This is a genomic window from Reyranella sp. (assembly GCF_004297405.1).
Classification (GTDB): domain Bacteria; phylum Pseudomonadota; class Alphaproteobacteria; order Reyranellales; family Reyranellaceae; genus Reyranella.
Genome location: NZ_SCVC01000006.1, coordinates 390,929 through 407,279, shown reverse-complemented (window position 1 = coordinate 407,279; position 16,351 = coordinate 390,929). Strand labels below are relative to the sequence as shown.

At 63.5% G+C, this 16,351-nt stretch carries 17 protein-coding genes; 6 read left to right on the top strand and 11 right to left on the bottom strand.

Going from position 1 to position 16,351, the window contains the following annotated elements; translation table 11 throughout:
* Positions 1-8 precede the first annotated feature (8 nt).
* From EPO50_RS04115 to EPO50_RS04090, 6 genes are all read right to left on the bottom strand, one after another.
* On the bottom strand, positions 9-653 hold the full coding sequence (locus tag EPO50_RS04115; protein ID WP_296341386.1) for a TetR/AcrR family transcriptional regulator: 645 nt from the start codon (positions 651-653) through the stop codon (positions 9-11).
* A gap of 70 nt (positions 654-723) precedes the next feature.
* Positions 724-1,740 carry a tripartite tricarboxylate transporter substrate binding protein gene (locus tag EPO50_RS04110; protein ID WP_296341385.1) on the bottom strand — a complete coding sequence of 339 codons (1,017 nt, stop codon included), beginning with the start codon at positions 1,738-1,740 and terminating at the stop codon, positions 724-726.
* A 55-nt stretch (positions 1,741-1,795) separates the two neighbouring features.
* The gene (locus EPO50_RS04105; protein WP_296341384.1) at positions 1,796-2,974 is read right to left on the bottom strand and encodes a thiolase family protein; all 1,179 of its coding nucleotides are present in this window, start codon (positions 2,972-2,974) and stop codon (positions 1,796-1,798) included.
* 39 nt (positions 2,975-3,013) lie between these two features.
* Positions 3,014-3,832 (bottom strand): enoyl-CoA hydratase-related protein, encoded by an 819-nt coding sequence (locus EPO50_RS04100; RefSeq protein ID WP_296341383.1) that lies wholly within the window; start codon positions 3,830-3,832, stop codon positions 3,014-3,016.
* 201 nt (positions 3,833-4,033) lie between these two features.
* Positions 4,034-4,873 carry a TauD/TfdA family dioxygenase gene (locus EPO50_RS04095; protein WP_296341382.1) on the bottom strand — a complete coding sequence of 280 codons (840 nt, stop codon included), beginning with the start codon at positions 4,871-4,873 and terminating at the stop codon, positions 4,034-4,036.
* 9 nt (positions 4,874-4,882) lie between these two features.
* Positions 4,883-5,392: a hypothetical protein gene (locus EPO50_RS04090; protein WP_296341381.1), complete on the bottom strand. Its 510-nt coding sequence runs from the start codon at positions 5,390-5,392 to the stop codon at positions 4,883-4,885.
* A 45-nt stretch (positions 5,393-5,437) separates the two neighbouring features.
* Between EPO50_RS04090 and EPO50_RS04085 the strand changes: the two genes are divergently transcribed.
* Entirely contained in the window at positions 5,438-6,487 is a 1,050-nt protein-coding gene (locus EPO50_RS04085; RefSeq protein WP_296341380.1) for an alkaline phosphatase D family protein, read from the top strand.
* A 9-nt stretch (positions 6,488-6,496) separates the two neighbouring features.
* On the opposite strand, the gene EPO50_RS04080 is transcribed toward EPO50_RS04085, so the two are convergent.
* Positions 6,497-7,462 (bottom strand): tripartite tricarboxylate transporter substrate binding protein, encoded by a 966-nt coding sequence (locus EPO50_RS04080; RefSeq protein ID WP_296341379.1) that lies wholly within the window; start codon positions 7,460-7,462, stop codon positions 6,497-6,499.
* A gap of 72 nt (positions 7,463-7,534) precedes the next feature.
* Positions 7,535-8,425 (bottom strand): TauD/TfdA family dioxygenase, encoded by an 891-nt coding sequence (locus EPO50_RS04075; RefSeq protein ID WP_296341378.1) that lies wholly within the window; start codon positions 8,423-8,425, stop codon positions 7,535-7,537.
* Positions 8,426-8,562: 137 nt separating this feature from the next.
* Between EPO50_RS04075 and EPO50_RS04070 the strand changes: the two genes are divergently transcribed.
* Complete coding sequence (locus tag EPO50_RS04070) at positions 8,563-9,417, top strand: GntR family transcriptional regulator (RefSeq protein WP_296341377.1); 855 nt, start codon at positions 8,563-8,565, stop codon at positions 9,415-9,417.
* Here EPO50_RS04070 and EPO50_RS04065 read toward each other — a convergent pair.
* Together EPO50_RS04065 and EPO50_RS04060 are read right to left on the bottom strand one after the other, a co-directional pair.
* Positions 9,389-10,372, bottom strand: coding sequence for a tripartite tricarboxylate transporter substrate-binding protein (locus tag EPO50_RS04065; RefSeq protein WP_296341376.1), 984 nt, complete (start codon positions 10,370-10,372; stop codon positions 9,389-9,391). The genes EPO50_RS04070 and EPO50_RS04065 overlap by 29 nt on opposite strands.
* Before the next feature lie 45 nt (positions 10,373-10,417).
* Positions 10,418-11,482 carry a tartrate dehydrogenase gene (locus EPO50_RS04060; protein WP_296341375.1) on the bottom strand — a complete coding sequence of 355 codons (1,065 nt, stop codon included), beginning with the start codon at positions 11,480-11,482 and terminating at the stop codon, positions 10,418-10,420.
* A gap of 115 nt (positions 11,483-11,597) precedes the next feature.
* Here EPO50_RS04060 and EPO50_RS04055 point away from each other — a divergent pair, with 115 nt between their 5' ends.
* Genes EPO50_RS04055 through EPO50_RS04040 form a run of 4 tightly spaced genes read left to right on the top strand, consistent with a single transcriptional unit; the run spans position 11,598 to position 15,633 of the window.
* Positions 11,598-13,283, top strand: coding sequence for an amidohydrolase family protein (locus EPO50_RS04055; RefSeq protein WP_296341374.1), 1,686 nt, complete (start codon positions 11,598-11,600; stop codon positions 13,281-13,283).
* 26 nt (positions 13,284-13,309) lie between these two features.
* Positions 13,310-13,612: a putative quinol monooxygenase gene (locus EPO50_RS04050; RefSeq protein ID WP_296341373.1), complete on the top strand. Its 303-nt coding sequence runs from the start codon at positions 13,310-13,312 to the stop codon at positions 13,610-13,612.
* A complete protein-coding gene (locus EPO50_RS04045) occupies positions 13,609-14,418 on the top strand; it encodes a phytanoyl-CoA dioxygenase family protein (RefSeq protein WP_296341372.1) in 810 nt (269 codons plus the stop codon). The genes EPO50_RS04050 and EPO50_RS04045 overlap by 4 nt, the downstream gene beginning before the upstream one ends.
* A gap of 27 nt (positions 14,419-14,445) precedes the next feature.
* Positions 14,446-15,633, top strand: a complete 1,188-nt coding sequence (locus tag EPO50_RS04040) for a TMEM43 family protein (protein WP_296341371.1) — start codon at positions 14,446-14,448, stop codon at positions 15,631-15,633.
* Positions 15,634-15,637: 4 nt separating this feature from the next.
* On the opposite strand, the gene EPO50_RS04035 is transcribed toward EPO50_RS04040, so the two are convergent.
* Entirely contained in the window at positions 15,638-16,300 is a 663-nt protein-coding gene (locus EPO50_RS04035) for a TetR/AcrR family transcriptional regulator (RefSeq protein WP_296341370.1), read from the bottom strand.
* Between the last annotated feature and the right edge of the window lie 51 nt (positions 16,301-16,351).

Sequence of the window (16,351 nt, the reverse complement as noted above, 5' to 3'; positions counted from 1 at the left end):
AGGTTGAGCTACACGTTCCTGACTGGAATCGGTCCCTGCAATGCCTGCGAAATCAGAACCGTGAAGCTTCGCGCAACTTCATCGCCGGATACCTTGCCGTCGGGACGAAACCACGTGGGGATATAGTTGATCGTCCCCATCATGAAAGCGACGATCAGCGCCGGTTCGCCCGGTGCGATATCCCCGGCTTCTATCGCTTCGCGAACCCACTGACGTAGAATCTTGTCATGGTTCCTGCGGCGCTTGAGGATCGTCTCCCGTTCCGGCGCCCGCAGCGACGTGACTGGCTCCGTCAACACCGCATAGTTGCCAAGTTCACTATTGATCATCTGCATGTAGCGGAACACGTACAGCCGGATCTTCTCGAACGCGCTCCGCGGCTCGGCATTGGCTTCCTTCAGGGCCTGGTCGCCGAGATCGAGCGCAATGTTATGGCATTCGAGCAGTATCTCGTTTTTATCTTTGACGTAGTAGTACAAGGCTGTCTTGGTCACGTTCAGTGCCTTCGCGACATCGGTCAGTGACGCGTTGTGGTAACCAAGCTTGCTGAAGGCCTTGCCCGCTTCTCGGATCAGCGCGCGGCGTTTGACTTCGAATTGATCTGCTGGCGTCGGTACATCCGACCCCCAGCGACGAGGCAGACTGACAGACATGTAATACGACCTGGGAGGAACAGCGTCCGCAAGCATAGCATTCGTCTTGCGGACGCCAATGGCCGATCGCCTACTCCAGACGCCTGGCCGCCTTCAGTGCCGTGGCCACCTTGGTCCACGTCGCGAGTTCCTGTGCCTGATAGCGCTGCAGGTCATCGGCTGTGCCAGGCGCCGGTTCCATGCCGCGACTGCGGAGCGCTGCCGCCTGCTGCGGATCCCGCAGATAGTCATTCACGGCGGCGTTCAGCTTGGCGATCACCGCATCGCTAGTGGCGGCGGGCGCATAGAGCGCGAGCCAAGTGTCGGCGGTGTAGCCTCGCAGTGTCTCGGTCGCGAGCGGCACTTCAGGCAACTCGCGGGACTTGCCCGACGAACTGGCGATCGCAAGCGGCACGACCTTGCCCGACTTGATGTAGGGCATTGCCGACACCGTATTGGTCACCATGATGTTGATCTCGTTCGACAGCAACGCCGCCTCGGCCAGCGACGCGCCCTTGTACGGTACGTGCAGCATCTCCACGCCGGCCATGAGGCCCAGCATCTCCCCGGCCAAATGGAATGCGCTGCCCTGCCCGTTCGAACCATAGGTCAGCTTTCCAGGATGCTTCTTGGCGTACTCGATCATGTCGGCCAAAGTCTTGAAGCCGGTCTCCTTGGCCGCGACCACGATCACCTCGACCTTGGCCAGCAACCCGATCGGCTTGAGGTCGCGCACCGTGTCGTAGGAAACCTTGCTGACCAGCGGATTGACGACAATGACGCTACTCGGCGCCACCAGCAGCGTATGTCCGTCGGCGGGCGCTCTTGCGACGAAGCTGGTTCCGATCGCACCAGTGGCGCCAGCCTTGTTGTCGACGACCACGGGCTTGCCCAGCGCCTCGCTCAGATGCTGCGCCACGGTGCGCGCCAGATAGTCCGTGCTGCCGCCCGGCGCCATCGGCACGACGACCGACAACGGCTTGGTTGGAAAGGCCTCCTGAGCATGGGCGGCCGAGGCGAACAGCGCCATCGCAGCCAGGCCGCCAGCGCCAGCGCCAGCCACAAGTTTCCTGCGGGAAAGATGAGACGGGAAATCGGAAGAATGCATTGATATCTCCAAGGAACTACTCACTTGCGAAAGCGCCTTCGGCGGGTCTCTCGGCTCAAACGTGCAGGATCGTCGCAACCGCTGCGGCGGCGTCCGGGCCCATTTGGCCGCCGTTGTTCTCGGCCAGAGCGACCTTGGCAGCAGGGCGCTGGCGCGCGCCCGCGGTGCCGCGCAACTGATAGGTCAGCTCGACCAACTGAGCTGCGCCGGTCGCGCCAACTGGATGTCCCCGGCTCATCAGCCCGCCACTCGGGTTGACCGAGATCCTTCCCCCCATATCCGTGGCACCGCTGCGCAGCAGATCGATTGCGGTACCCGGCGCGCACAACGACAGATTCTCGTAGTGCATGAGCTCGGCCGGCGCGGTCGCATCGTGCAGTTCCACGACGTGCAGGTCGGATGGTCCAATGCCGGAGAGTTCATAGATTGCCGCCGACGCGCGCTCTGCACAAATCGGCTGGGTGGTGTCCCCGGTGCCGGACACCAGCACGGATCCCGCAACCCAGACCGGCTGAGCCACACCGACGCGGCGCGCGGCATCGGCCGAACAGAGCACCAGGGCGGCAGCACCGTCGCTGATCGACGAACACATCGGCAGGGTCAACGGGTCACTGACCATCCGGCTCGACAGCACTTCGTCGACGGTGGTCGGCTTGCGAAACTGAGCGATCGGGTTGGTGGCCCCGGCGTTTCGGCTCTTCACGACGATGCGGGCAAAGTCGGCGGCCGTTGCGCCCGAGGCTTTCATGAACTTGCGGGTCTTCTCGGCGTAGATATCCATGAAAATCGAGCCGCTGCCGGTACCGACATGTGCCGGCGTAGGTTCTTCGAGGTCAACAGCGGTCGCGAAGGCGCCAAATGAGACCCGCTTATCCTCGTGCGTCATCTTCTCGGAGCCAACGACCAACACGACGTCGGCCTGGCCGCTGCGCACGGCATTCCAGGCGAGATAGAACGCCGTGCTGCTGGACGCGCACGCGTTCTCGACATTGATGATCGGCTTGCCCGCCAGCCCTGTGTAGCGCAGTGCTGCCTGTCCACGAATCATCTCCTGCCCCGTTATCAGCCCGGCGACCGCATTCGCGAAATAGACCTGATCGACCTGCTGGGCTTCGATGCCTGCGTCCTGCATTGCTTGCTTCACTGCCGATTCAGCGAGCGTTCGGACAGTCGCTTCCGGATTTTTGCCAAACGGCGTAATGCCGACGCCGGCGATGGCGCATCGAGTAGTCATTGATTTCCGGACTCCGGTTGGATTGACGATCGTAGGGCGCTAGCGCCCCTGGAATTGCGGTGACCGCTTTTCGCGAAATGCGGCGAGGCCTTCAGCACGATCGAATGACAGAGCATGAAGCTCATTGAGGTCACGCTCCCGCCTCAGCGCGATTTCGGCGGGTTGATCCGTCGTATCGTTCAGCGCTTCCTTCATCCGGGCCAGCACCAACGGGCTCTTCACGGCAAGCCTCGCGGCCAGCGCGAGCACTTCGTGTTCCAGGGCCAAATCCGGCACGACGCGATTGACGAGGCCGATGGCGAGTGCGTTCGCAGCCGACAGAAGATCGCCTGTCAGCATCAACTCCTTAGCCTTCGCAAGACCGACACGTCGCGGCAGCCGGACCGTCGCGCCGGCCCCTGGAAACATTGCGTAGTCGGCGTGCGCGTCTCCGAGACGGGCCGATTCCGCGGCCAATACGATGTCGCAGGCGAGCATCAACTCCAGCCCACCAGCGACTGCAATGCCGTTGACTGCGGCGATCACCGGCCGCGGGCATGCCTCGAAGGCCGTCGCGAGCGCGCCCAAGGCGCGGATGAACGCGACGTTGCCCCGCGCGACCTTGCTTCTCTTCTCGCTCTCCTTGAGATCGGCGCCGGCACAGAACGCGCGACCCGCACCAGTGAGCACCACAACCCGCACCTGTGGGTTGGCTCCAGCTACAGCAATGGCCTGCGCCATGCCATCGACGAGGGTCGGCGTCAGCGCGTTCAGCGCAGCCGGCCGGTTCAATCGAAGCCAGAGGACGCAGTCGGCGAATTGGACGTGCAACTCGTCGCAGTGCGGAAGGTTCAGCTCGGTATCAGCATCAATCGTCATATTTACTTTGTAGTAAATAACTAGACTCAATAGTCAATTCACATTTGCAATAGTCAGCCCGGGCGCGCATGGCCAGCCGGTCAGAATCTAAATTCCACGAAAACCCGCGCGCTGTCGGTCCGCAGGCGGACGACTGCTCGCTGGAGCTCTACTTCATTGGACGGCGGGAGGTGGGATCAAGACTCGAGGTACGACGCGACGTCAGAACGGCTTGTCGCCCTCGATCAGCACGCGCTGCATGATGCGAGTCTCCCCCATCGGATAGTCGATCACTACACGATGCATCGTGGCGCGATTGTCCCACACCACGATGTCGCCGACGCTCCAGACATGGCCGTGGTGATGCCGCGGCTTGCGCGCCTCGTCGGCGAGTTCGTCGAGAAGATCGTCGCTCTCCGCTCGTTCAAGCCCGACGATGCGGTCGAGCCTATTGGGATTTAGATAGAGCGCTCTGCGGCCGGTCTCGGGATGCGTCCGCACCAAGGGATGCTCGACGTCGGGTGTCTCGGCGATCTCCTCAGGCGTGCGCGCCGATGGCCGGTTGCGCGCCCGTGGTGTGTCGTAGCCATGGATCGCGCGCAGGCCATCGATGCGCTTGCGCGTCGCCTCCGGCAGGGCCTCGTAGACCGAATGCATGTTGCAGAACCAGGTCGCGCCACCATGGCTCGGAATCTCGATGCCGTGCAGGAGCGTCGCCTTGGCCGGCACCGCGAAATACGAATCATCGGTATGCCAGTCTTCAGCACGGATCGCCGTCTTGTCGGTAGTGCCGTCGGCCATCAGCGTGCTGACCATGATCGACACGTCCGGCACGCCCCCACTGCGCTTGTAGCGCAGGAGCTGCTTCTGCGGCCTGCCAAAGGCCGCCGAGAAGACCCGCGTCTGCTCCGGGGTCATACGATCGCCCGGCACCACGACAAGAAGATGTTCGGCCAGCGCTCGGTTGAGTTTGGCGGCGACGGCAGGCTCGTTAGCACTGGCGCGATCGAGTCCTTCAATGCGAGCGCCCAGCGGCGCGTCGAGAGCAACAACTTCCATCATGGAGAAAGCCTAGCGCGATGTGACTCCGGAAACCAATTCCGCCAGCCAAGCTTTGGTTCGCCGGATCACGGCAACGGTGGCCTGCCAAGCCGGTAGTGCGCGGACGAAGCCATAGACCCGGTCGCGGAAGTCGAACAGCCAGGTCTCGGCCCGCAGGTACCAGGAGAGCCGCAGCAGCGTCGGCCGCAGGATCTTGTAGAGCCGCGCCACAAGCGCCGTCGCCACGACCTTGCCGAACACGATGGCAGCGGTCGCCAGGACGAACTTGCCCTGCATGGCGAACCACACCGCGGCGAGCTTGACCGGCAGTACCAGGGTCGAGGGCGCCACGAAGGCGATCAGGGCGGCCCAGGGCGGCAGGCCTGCAAGCCAGGCCTCGACTCGTGCGATCGGCGGCCAACGCGCAACCGCGGCCATTGCGAGACCGAGATAGTGGAGAAGGACATCCTCGAAGAAAACGATCGCCGCCGCGACGGGCACGAGGAGGACTTCGAGGACGCGTTTGAGGTGGCGCTTCATCAACGTGCAATCTAAACGTTCGATCCTGGCTTTTCAGTGGTCAACATGTTCACGCGCCGTACCCTTGCCCGTCTGATGGCGGCTGCCGCCGTCACTGCCACGCCTGCCCTGTCGCAGAACCGGCCACCGCTGTCGCGGATCGCCTTCGGTTCCTGCGCCAACCAGACCATGGACCAGTCGATCTGGGATGCCGTGCTGTCGTACCGGCCCGACCTCTTCCTCTTCTGCGGCGACAATGTCTACGGCGACTTCAATTCCGCCGATGCAGCCAATCTGAAGCACGCCTATGAAGAAGCTGGAAAGGTCGCGGGTTATTCCAAGCTGCGCGATACGGTGAGCCACCTCGCCGTCTGGGACGACCACGATTACGGCCTCAACGACGGCGGCGTCGAGTTCGCGCACAAGGCCGTGTCCAAGGAACTCTTCCTCGATTTCTGGAACGCGCCCGCCACCGACGTCAGGCGCAAGCGCGACGGCATCTACGACTCGCGGATCATCGGGCCGCCGGGAATGCGCGTGCAGGTCATCCTGCTCGACGTCCGCTGGTTCCGTTCTCCCCTCAAGGTCACCGACCAGCGCGGCGCACCGGGCAAGGAGCGTTACCTGCCGGATCCCGATCCGGCCAAGACCATGCTGGGTCCCGTGCAATGGGCGTGGCTGGCCGAAGAGTTGCGCAAGCCTGCCGAGTTACGTCTGATCGTGTCCAGCACCCAGATACTGGCCGAGGGCCATGGCTGGGAGCGCTGGGGCAACATGCCCCTCGAGAAGCAGAAGCTGATCGACACGATCCGCGCCAGCGGCGCCAAGGGCGTCGTCCTGGTCTCCGGTGACCGCCATATCGGCGCGCTCTATCGCGAGACGCCGGCCGATCTCTACCCGCTGTACGAGGTCACTTCGAGTGGCCTCAACATGGTCTACTGGGCTGCCAAGGAAGCCGGCCCTAACAGGCTGGGCGCCCTCTACGCCGCGGCCAATTTCGGCGTGGTCGATGTCGACTGGTGGGAACGCAGGGTCGTGCTGGCCCTGCGCGACGACGGTGGCAATACGCGTCGGTCCGTGGAGATCGGCTTCGACACGCTGGGCATCACCACCTGATCCGCCGACCTAGTCGAGCTGGATGCCCAGTTCCTTGATGATCGCCGACCAGCGCGCGGTTTCTTCGCGAATCAGGGTCGCCGTCTCCTTGCGGCCGCGGAAGACCGGGAAATAGCCGAGGCTCACGAGCAGCGCGCTGACTTCGGGGTCGGCAACGGCCTGACGGTAGGCGCCTTCCAGTTTGTCGAGGATGGCGGGCGGCGTCTGGGCCGGCGCGACGACACCCTGCCAGACGGAGACGACGAGATTGGGCCAGCCCTGCTCCACGGCGGTCATGACGTCCGGCAGCGCCGGATGACGCTCGCGCGAGAGCACGGCGATGATGCGGACTTTACCCGCATCCACTTGGCCCTTGTACATGCCGAAGCTCGAGATCATGAGCTGGACGCGGCCGCCCAGCATGTCGGCCAGCGCCGGCCCGCCACCGCGATACGGCACGTGCAGAAAGTCGATGCCGGTCTGGCGCTTCACCACCTCGAAGCTCAGATGATCGACGCTGCCGAGGCCGCCTGAGCCGAAGTTCAGCTTGCCGGGCTGCTCCTTCGCCAGCGCCACGAGCTCCCTGAGATTCTTCACCGGCAGCTCGGCCGGGATCGCGAGCACGACCGCTGAATCGGCGACGGTGCAGATCGGCGCGAGGTCGCGCTCTACATTGGTCGTCAGGCTGCGATAGAGCAGCGGATTGGTGACGACGACGCTGCTGTTCACATGGCCGATCGTGTAGCCATCGGGCGGGCTCTTCGCGACCAGTTCGAGGCCGACGCCACCATTGGCACCACCGCGATTGTCGATCACGAAGGACTGGCCGAGCAACGACTGGACCTTCGCCGCGAGCGGGCGCGCGACGAGGTCCGTGCCGCCGCCCGGTGGAAAGCCGACGACGACCTTCACGGGGCGGGACGGATACTCCTGGCCCCAGGCGGCAGCGAGGGGCACGCCCCCGAGAATGGCGGCGAGCAGGCTCCGTCGATGCATGGCATTCCTCCCATGTTGGCCGGCTCATTCAGGCCGGCCTTGTCGTTCTTCAGTTTTATCGGAGACCGAAGCTCAGGCCGCTTCGGCCTGTTCCACGGTGGGACGGTCGCCGCCCAGGGTTGTGCGACGCATGTCGCGCACCTCGTTGCGGTCGAAGCGCTTGGCGCGATGCATGGTGGCGCGATTGTCCCACATCACAAGATCGTACTGGCGCCATTGATGCGAGTAGACGAACTCCCGCTGCGTCGCATGTTCGGTCAGCTCGCGCAGGTAGGAGCGCGCCTCCGGGATCGTCCAGCCGACGATGGCGCCGGCATGGGACGACAGGAACAGCGACTTGCGCCCCGTGGCCTGATGGGTCCGCACGAGACGCTGACGCACCGGCTTGAAGTTGGCGACCTCCTCCGGCGTCAGATCGGTGAAGCCGACGGCCGCGCGCGAAAAGATCAGCGAGTGCTCGCAGATCAGGTCCTCCACCTCGGCCTTCGTGCGGTCGTCCAGCGCATCGTAGGCGGCGCGCATGTCGGCAAAGTCGGTGTTACCGCCCCAAGACGGGATGGCACGCGCCGACAGGGCCGAGAACTTTGCCGGGATCACCGCGTAGGAGCTGTCGGAGTGCCAGAGCCGGTCGCCCAGCTTGAAGAACCACTGCCGGTCGTCCGCCGATATGACCTTGCCATCCTTGGTCAGGTTGGAAAGGTCGCTAATGCCCGCCCCTAACCGGCTTTCTGTCGCTTTGCGGATATTCCCGGGCTTCTCCTTGGCCTCGAGTTCCCCGAAATTGCGCGTAAAGGCGATCTGCTGTTCGTCCGAGATATTCTGATCGCGGAAAACGAGCACCGCGTACTGGTTCATCCCGTCGTCGATCATCTTCGCTTCGTCGCGGCTGAGCGGCTTCGTCAGATCGACGCCGGAAACCTCTCCGGCGAAGACGGGATGGATCTGAGTGATGGTCAGCGCCATGGCGGCCCTTCCTTCCCTAAGATGGTTTCTTTGTTATAACATATGACAGAGTGAGCAGAGGTCGCTTGCCTGTCAAACGTCGTCGTGCACCCTGAGCCGCCGTGCGGCTCCTAAGCGAAACGGCCATCCAACCCGCCATGCAACATGTCGAGCACGTCAGCCTGTCCAATCAGGTGCTGCGCGAGATCCGCTCCGCCATCGTCTTGGGTGACTTGGCGCCGGGTGCGCGACTGACCTTTCGTGACGTCGCGCAACGTCTGAAAGCTAGCGTCACACCGGTACGTGAAGCGCTCCTTCAGCTTGTCGCCGAGCGAGTACTGAGCGTGGGACCTGGGCGCACCATTACCGTCCCTCTTCTCACACGCGCCCAGTTCCTCGAACTCAGGGTGATTCGCGTCGTGCTTGAAGGCATGGCGGCCGAAGCTGCGGCGAGGCAGGCAGAACCGCGTCTCGCCGACGAACTGGAATCGATCCATCGCCAACTGGACGAAGCCAAGATGGCGCGTAATGCACGCCAGGCGACCATCCAGAATCGCGCCTTCCATTTCCGCTTGTACGAGGCGGCGGCTTTGCCGGCGCTGTGCGGCATGATCGAAAATATCTGGCTCCGGACCGGCCCCTATCATCGCTACATATTTGCCGATCCCAGCAAACACATCTTCGACAACCCAAGCCGCAAGCGTGGTGCGCAACAGCATGCACATCGTCGGGTAATCGCGGGCCTCCGGGTCGGCCGACCCGCCGACGTTCGCCTCGCAATCGAAACGGACATCCTGTCCGGCGATCCGATTATTCTTCCCCAGCTACCCGAAGACACACCGGATCGTGTGCGGGAATTGGAAAGAAGCCTGCCTGATCTCGAAATGTTGTCGCGCGCGTTGTCGGACGGGAAAACGAGCTCACCCCCCCAAAAGGAAACGGGCCACCCCAAAGGGCGGCCCGCTTCTCGACGTAAGCTTCTCTCTACTGCGGCTGAACGCCGGCAGCCTTGATCGCGGGCACCCACTTGTCGATCGACGCCTTGAGCTGATCGCGCAGAGCTTCCGGCGTCGCTTCCTTTGCCGTCGGCAGATCGACGGCCTGTTCGATCAGGCGCGCACGCGTCTTCTCGTCGCTCAGCGCTGCGACCAGTGCCTGATTGAGCTTGGTGATGACGTCCTTCGGCGTGTTCTTCGGAACGAAGAAGCCGTTCCAGATCGTGACCTCGTAGCCTTTGAGGCCGGCCTCATCGATGGTCGGCACATCGGGAAGCTGCGGCAGGCGCTTCAGGGTGCTGACACCCAGCGCCTTGATGTTGCCGCCCTGGATCTGCGGCAGCACGTTCACCGCCTGATCGACCATGTAGTCAAACTGGCCGCTGACCAGATCATTCAGCGCCGGGCCGGTTCCCTTGTAGGGGATCTCCAGCACATCGACCTTCATCATGTTGTTCAGCATCAGGCCGCCGAGGTGCGAGGCAGCACCGATGCCGGCCATGCCGTACTGCGCCTTCTTCTGGTTGGCCTTCACGTAAGCCAGGAACTCCTGGAAATTCTTGGCCGGCAGGTCCTTCTTGGTCACCAGAACCATCGGGTTGGTACCACCGAGACCGATCGGTTCGAGGTCCTTCTGGCTGTCATAGGGCAGCGTCTTGTAGAGCGCGATGTTGACCGCCAGCGTGCCCATGTGGGTGAACAGGACCGTGTAGCCGTCCGGCGTCGCCTTGGCAGCCTTGTTGACGCCGATGGTACCGCCGGCGCCACCAAGGTTTTCGACGATCATCGTCTGGCCAAGCGCCTCGCTCATGCGGGCGGTGAGGACACGGGCCAGCGCGTCCGTGGGACCGCCAGCAGCGAAGGGCACGATCACGGTGATCGGCTTGGTCGGATAGGCTTGCGCCATCGCGCCGAGCGGAGCCAGCGCCAGACCGGCCGCCGCTGCGGTAGCGAACAGGTTGCGTCTTTTCATGTGGTTTCCTCCCTGAAGTGTGCAAACGCCATGATAATGCGGCTGCTACACCGTCTTCACGAGCTCTGCAATGGCTGCTCCGACGGTCTTAGTGTCGCCATTGCCGCCCAGGTCGCGGGTCCTCGGACCGCCCTCGACCAGAGACGCCGCAATGGCCCGTTCGATGGCCTCGGCGGCCTCGGGATACCCCAGGTGGCGGACCATCATAGCACCCGACCAGATCTGCCCAATCGGGTTGGCAATCCACTTGCCGGCGATGTCGGGCGCCGAACCATGCACCGGCTCGAACATCGAGGGGAACTTGCGCTCCGGATTGATGTTGCCCGAGGGCGCCACGCCGATTGATCCAGTCAGCGCCGGACCAAGGTCAGACAGGATATCGCCGAACAGGTTGGATCCCACGACGACGTCGAACCAATCCGGATTGCGCACGAAGTGGGCCGTCAGGATATCGATGTGATACTGGTCCGTCTTGATGTCGGGATAGTTCTTCTTCATCTCGGCGAAGCGTTCGTCCCAGAACGGCATCGTGTGGATGATGCCATTGGACTTGGTGGCCGAGGTCACATGCTTCTTCGTGCCGCGCGCGAACTCGAAGGCGAACTTCAACACGCGATCGACGCCTTTACGGGTGAAGACCGCCTCTTGGACGGCGAACTCGTTCTCCGTCCCCTGGAACATGCGGCCGCCGAGCTGGCTGTATTCACCCTCGGTGTTCTCGCGCACCACCCAGAAGTCGATCTCGCCCGGCTTGCGATTGGCCAGCGGCGACGGCACGCCCTCGAACAGCCGCACCGGCCGCAGGTTCACGTACTCGTCGAAGTCACGGCGGATCGGAATCAACAAACCCCAGAGCGAAACGTGGTCCGGCACGCCCGGCCAGCCGACGGCGCCGAGGAAGATGCTCTCGAATGCCTTGAGCTGCTCCATGCCGTCATCCGGCATCATCTTGCCGGTCTGCAGCAGCCGATCGCATGACCAATCGAAGTCGGTGAACTCGAGCTGGAAGTTGAAACGCCGCGCCGCAGCTTCGAGGACACGCACGCCCTCCGGCAGGACTTCCTTGCCGATTCCGTCACCCGGAATGAGTGCGATCTTATGTTTGGCCATTCAAACCTCCCGAAATTCGCGCGGACCCTAGCAGCGCGACCTTGCCATGCAAGCACGGCATTGCCCCTGCAGAAGACCCACGCCAGTATGAACAACCGTTTACCCCGGAGTGGCCATGACGTACGACCTCAAGATTACCGGCGGCACCATTGTCGACGGCACCGGCAAGCCCGGCTTCGTTGGCGACCTCGGCATCAAGGATGGCAAGGTCGTCGCTCTCGGCAAGGCCGATGGGCCCGCCACCCAAACGATCGACGCCAAAGGCAAGGTCGTCTCGCCAGGCTTCGTCGACGTGCACACGCACTACGATGCCCAGATCCTGTGGGATCGCATGCTCACCATCTCGCCCTGGCACGGCGTCACCACGACGGTGATCGGCAATTGCGGCTTCGGCGTAGCGCCGACCCGGGAAATCCATCGCAAGATCATCATGCAGACGCTCGAGAAGGTCGAAGGCATGAGCCTCGAGGCGCTGGAAGCCGGCCTCGGTACCGCCTGGCCGTTCGAGACCTTCCCGCAATATCTCGACACGCTGGAGAAGGGCGGCTCGGCGATCAACATCGCCGCCCTGTTCGGCCACACTCCACTGCGCCTCTACGTCATGGGCGAGGAATCGACTGAGCGCGCCGCCACGGCCGACGAGATCGGCGCGATGAAGAAGCTGGTCCACGAGGCGATGGAAGCCGGCGCGATCGGCTTCGGCACCTCGGTCTCCGTCAGCCACAGCGGCTATGGCGGCAAGCCGGTGCCCAGCCGCCAGGCCACCGTTGAAGAGATGGATTCGCTGGTCTCGGTCATGGGCGAGATGAAGCGCGGCCTGATGCAGATCACGATCGGCCGCGATTTCTCGACCCGGCACATGGCCGAGGTCAGCCGCAAGTACAACATCCCCGTCACCTGGACCGCCCTGCTCTCCCACCTCTACGGCCCGGGCGGCCATCGCAAGCAGCTCGACCTCGCCGCCGAGCAGCGCAAGTCGGGCGCCATGGTGATCCCGCAGGTGAGTTGCCGGCCGCTGAACTTCGAGGTCACTTTCGCCGAGCCGTTCATCTTCGACGTGATGCCGTTCATGAACGAGCTGGCGAAAGCCGACGCCAAGGAACCCGGCGCCCGCCGCCGCGCCTATGCCGACCCGGCGTGGCGCGAGAAACTCCGCAGCGAGGTGACGCCGCTGTTCCGCAACTGGTGGGACCGCGTCGTCATCGCCTGGTCGCAGTCGCATCGCGAGCTGGAGGAGATGCCGCTCGCCGTGGCCGCCGCCAAGCTCGGCAAGGATCCGGTCGATCTCGCTCTCGACATCTCGCTGGCCGACGACCTGCTGACCCGCTTCCGCATGGCCGTCATGAACTTCGACGAGAAGGAAGTGGCGGAGCTGATCACCGATCCGAACACGATCATCGCGCTCTCGGACGCCGGCGCCCATGCCAGCCAGCTCTGCGACGCCTGCTACTCGACCCACCTGCTCGGCCACTGGGTGCGCGACCGCAAGGTCTTCACGCTCGAGGAAGCCGTGCACAATCTCACGCAGCGCCCGGCCGAGATGTTCGGCATCACCGATCGCGGCGTGCTGGCCGAGGGCCGTCCCGCCGACGTCGTCGTCTTCGATCCGAAGACCGTCAACCCCGGCCCGCTGAAGCGCGTTTACGACATGCCGGCCGGCGCCGACCGCCTCGTATCCGAAGCGAGCGGTATCGAGGCCGTCGTCGTCAACGGCAAGCTCATCCGCCAGAATAACAAGGATACGATCGTTGCCAACGACAAGCTGCCTGGGCGCTTGCTGCGCCATGGTCGCGCGGCTTAAGAGTACATTTCCAGAAAGAGAGACCAATGATCCACGTCATCGCCATCATCACCGCCAAGCCCGGCAAGCGCGCCGAGATCCTGAAGAACTTCAAGGACAACGTCCCGGCCGTGCATGCCGAGAAGGGCTGCATCGAGTACGGCGCGACCGTCGATGTCGAAGGCGGCCCCTTCGCCAAGTTCGGCCCCGACACCTTCGTCGTGGTCGAGAAGTGGGAGACGATGGAAGACCTCAAGGCCCATGGCGCGTCCGAGCACATGAAGGCCTATGGCGCCAAGAACAAGGACCTCGTCGCGAACCGCGCCGTCCACGTTCTTTCGCCCGCTTGATCACCGTCACAGACTCCGACGTCGCCGCGTACGAACGCGACGGCGTCGTTTGCCTGCGGGGTGCCTTCGACGCCGTATGGGTCGGGATCCTGAGCGAGGCCGTCGAACGCGACCTCGCAAAGCCGGGCCCGAACGCGACCAACTTCGCCGAAGGCAGCACCGCCGGAAAGTTCTTCGGCGACATGTTCATGTGGCAGCAGGATAACGACTTCCGGCTGGCCGCTCTCACCTCGCCCGCTGCCGAGATCGCCTCGTGCCTGATGGGCTCGCAGAACGTCGATTTCTTCTACGACCAGCTCTTCGTGAAGGAGCCCGGCACCGCGCACCCCACGCCCTGGCATCAGGACCAACCCTATTGGCCGGTGATCGGCTGGCAAATCACCTCGGTCTGGATTGCGCTCGATGACATCGACCTAAGCAATGGCGCCGTCGAGTTCATCGCGGGCTCGCACCGCTGGGGCATCAATTATCGGCCGACGCCTTTCCGCAAGGGCCACCAAGCTAAATTCACGTCGAGTGACCTTGCCCAGATTCCCGACATCGATGCCGATCGCAGCAAGTATGACATCAGGTCGTGGACCATGGAGCCGGGCGACTGCTTGGTGTTTCACGCCATGATCGTCCACGGCGCACCCGGCAACGACACGCCCGGCAATCGCCGCCGCGGACTGTCGCTGCGCTATACAGGCGACGACGCGCGCTACGATCCGCGGCCCGGCACATTCCAGTTTCCCCACAAGCCCGACCTTCAGACAGGCGCGCCGATGACCTGTGACCTCTTCCCGCGAGTCTGGCCGAGGCGCTAATCTCGGCCGCCCAACGGAGAGCAGTGCATGGCTGGAGAAGACCGCGTCGACCAGGTGACCGACGTCACCACCACGTCGTGGCTCAGTCGCCTGGGTCAGGCGATCGTCGGCGTTCTGGTCGGCATCGCAGTCGTGATCGGATCTGGCGTACTGCTGTTCTGGAACGAAGGCCATGCCATCAAGACGGCGCAGGGCCTCACCGAAGGCGCTGGCATCGTACGCAGCGTCTCAGCCGATCGCGTTGACCCTGGCAACGACCAGCGACTGATCCATGTCAGCGGCATGCTGACTGCTGGCGGCCCGGTCGGTGATGGCGACTTCGCCCTGCGTATCCAGAGCCTCCGCCTCCTGCGTCATGTCGAAATGTATCAATGGCAGGAAGAGACACACACCGAGACCCGGACCAAGTTCGGCGGCGGAGAGGAACGCACGACGACCTACAAGTATGTCCGAGGCTGGGCCGACAAGCCCATCGACTCGACCCGCTTTCGCGAGGTACGCGGCCACACCAATCCCGTAATGACCTATCAATCGCGTGAGGCGGTGGCGTCCGGCACCCACCTTGGCGCGTTTGCGGTGCCTGAATCTCTCGTGAGTGGCTTCGGCGAGCCCAAGCCGCTCGAGGCCACCGAGGCACAGGCCAATGCCCTGCAGATCCGCATCGACAAGCCAGTCAAGGTAATCGACGGCGTCCTGTATGTCGGCCGCGACCCTTCGCAGCCTGCCGTCGGCGACATGCGGATTACCTTTTCCCAGGTGCCGCTTCAGACCGCCAGCGTTGTAGCCCTGCAGGCCGGGGCGGGCCTTGCTCCCTTCACCACCCATACCGGCACGACAGTCGAGCTCATCACAGCGGGAACCGTACCCGCCGCCGCAATGTTCAAGGCGGCCCAGGAAGAAAACGTTACGTTCACCTGGATCCTGCGCGCTGTCGGCGCCTTCGTGATGTTCATCGGCTTCGCTCTGATCCTGCGGCCACTCAGCGTTGCAGCCGATGTCATACCGATCCTGGGCAACATCGTCGGCGCCGGCGCAGGTCTGGTGGCGATGGTCTGCACTGCCGCCTTGGCGCCTTTGGTGATCGCGCTTGGCTGGCTGTGGTACCGCCCGCTGATCGGCATCGCTGTATTGATCGCAGGCGCTGGTGCGACTTACGGACTGATGAAGCTCGCGCGCCAACGCGTTGCCCGGAAGGCGGCAGTGGCCGCAACCTGAGGCGTCAGGTGTCGCGGATGATGCCTTTCAGCACCATGTCGAGCATGCCGTTGATCAGCAGATCGCGATTGGACCAGGGGAACTCCGGCTTCAGGATGAGCGCCGAGGCAAGGCCGTGCATCCCCATCCAGCAAAGCTCGGCGCAGGTGTCGGCCGGGTAATTCAGCTTGAGGCCGGCGGCTTCGGCCTCGACGAGAACCGCAATCAAGCGCTGGAAGACGAGCGAGCCGCCCACTCCCGGCCGCGTCGGATCATCGGTCGGCATGCGATGGCCGACCTTACGCATCGATTCCGGGATATTGCTGCCGAGGAAGATCAGCCGGTACTCGTCGGGATGCTTCAACCCGAACCGAAGATAGGCCTCGCCGAACTGGCGTATCCGCTCGCGTGGGTCTGAGACACTTTTCTCGATCTCGCTGATGCTTTCGAGCAGATGCCCGAAGGTCTGGTCGCAAAGCGCCAGCATCATCTGCTCTTTGTCCTGGAAATAGAGATAGAGCGCGGGCGCCGAGACGCCGACCCGGTCGGCAATCCTGCGGATTGTCGTCGAGTCGTAGCCCTGCTCCAGGAACAGCTCCTTGGCGGCCTGCAGGATCTCCTCACGGCGGGTATGGCCCTCGCCGCGTTTCTTGCGGCCTCCGGTCACGGGGGATGAAAAATCGCTCAAGCGGGTTCTCCTGCCCTTGACTTCTATATTAACGCAGATAACTTATCAATG

Bases quoted from the DNA above. Each gene is read 5' to 3' on its own strand.
- EPO50_RS04110 (WP_296341385.1), bottom strand. From the start codon at position 1,740: ATGCATTCTTCCGATTTCCCGTCTCATCTTTCCCGCAGGAAACTTGTG.
- EPO50_RS04090 (WP_296341381.1), bottom strand. From the start codon at position 5,392: ATGAAGCGCCACCTCAAACGCGTCCTCGAAGTCCTCCTCGTGCCCGTC.
- EPO50_RS04080 (WP_296341379.1), bottom strand. From the start codon at position 7,462: ATGCATCGACGGAGCCTGCTCGCCGCCATTCTCGGGGGCGTGCCCCTC.
- EPO50_RS04055 (WP_296341374.1), top strand. From the start codon at position 11,598: ATGACGTACGACCTCAAGATTACCGGCGGCACCATTGTCGACGGCACC.
- EPO50_RS04115 (WP_296341386.1), bottom strand. From the start codon at position 653: ATGTCTGTCAGTCTGCCTCGTCGCTGGGGGTCGGATGTACCGACGCCA.
- EPO50_RS04065 (WP_296341376.1), bottom strand. From the start codon at position 10,372: ATGAAAAGACGCAACCTGTTCGCTACCGCAGCGGCGGCCGGTCTGGCG.
- EPO50_RS04085 (WP_296341380.1), top strand. From the start codon at position 5,438: ATGTTCACGCGCCGTACCCTTGCCCGTCTGATGGCGGCTGCCGCCGTC.
- EPO50_RS04075 (WP_296341378.1), bottom strand. From the start codon at position 8,425: ATGGCGCTGACCATCACTCAGATCCATCCCGTCTTCGCCGGAGAGGTT.
- EPO50_RS04070 (WP_296341377.1), top strand. From the start codon at position 8,563: ATGCAACATGTCGAGCACGTCAGCCTGTCCAATCAGGTGCTGCGCGAG.
- EPO50_RS04105 (WP_296341384.1), bottom strand. From the start codon at position 2,974: ATGACTACTCGATGCGCCATCGCCGGCGTCGGCATTACGCCGTTTGGC.
- EPO50_RS04060 (WP_296341375.1), bottom strand. From the start codon at position 11,482: ATGGCCAAACATAAGATCGCACTCATTCCGGGTGACGGAATCGGCAAG.
- EPO50_RS04100 (WP_296341383.1), bottom strand. From the start codon at position 3,832: ATGACGATTGATGCTGATACCGAGCTGAACCTTCCGCACTGCGACGAG.
- EPO50_RS04040 (WP_296341371.1), top strand. From the start codon at position 14,446: ATGGCTGGAGAAGACCGCGTCGACCAGGTGACCGACGTCACCACCACG.
- EPO50_RS04095 (WP_296341382.1), bottom strand. From the start codon at position 4,873: ATGATGGAAGTTGTTGCTCTCGACGCGCCGCTGGGCGCTCGCATTGAA.
- EPO50_RS04050 (WP_296341373.1), top strand. From the start codon at position 13,310: ATGATCCACGTCATCGCCATCATCACCGCCAAGCCCGGCAAGCGCGCC.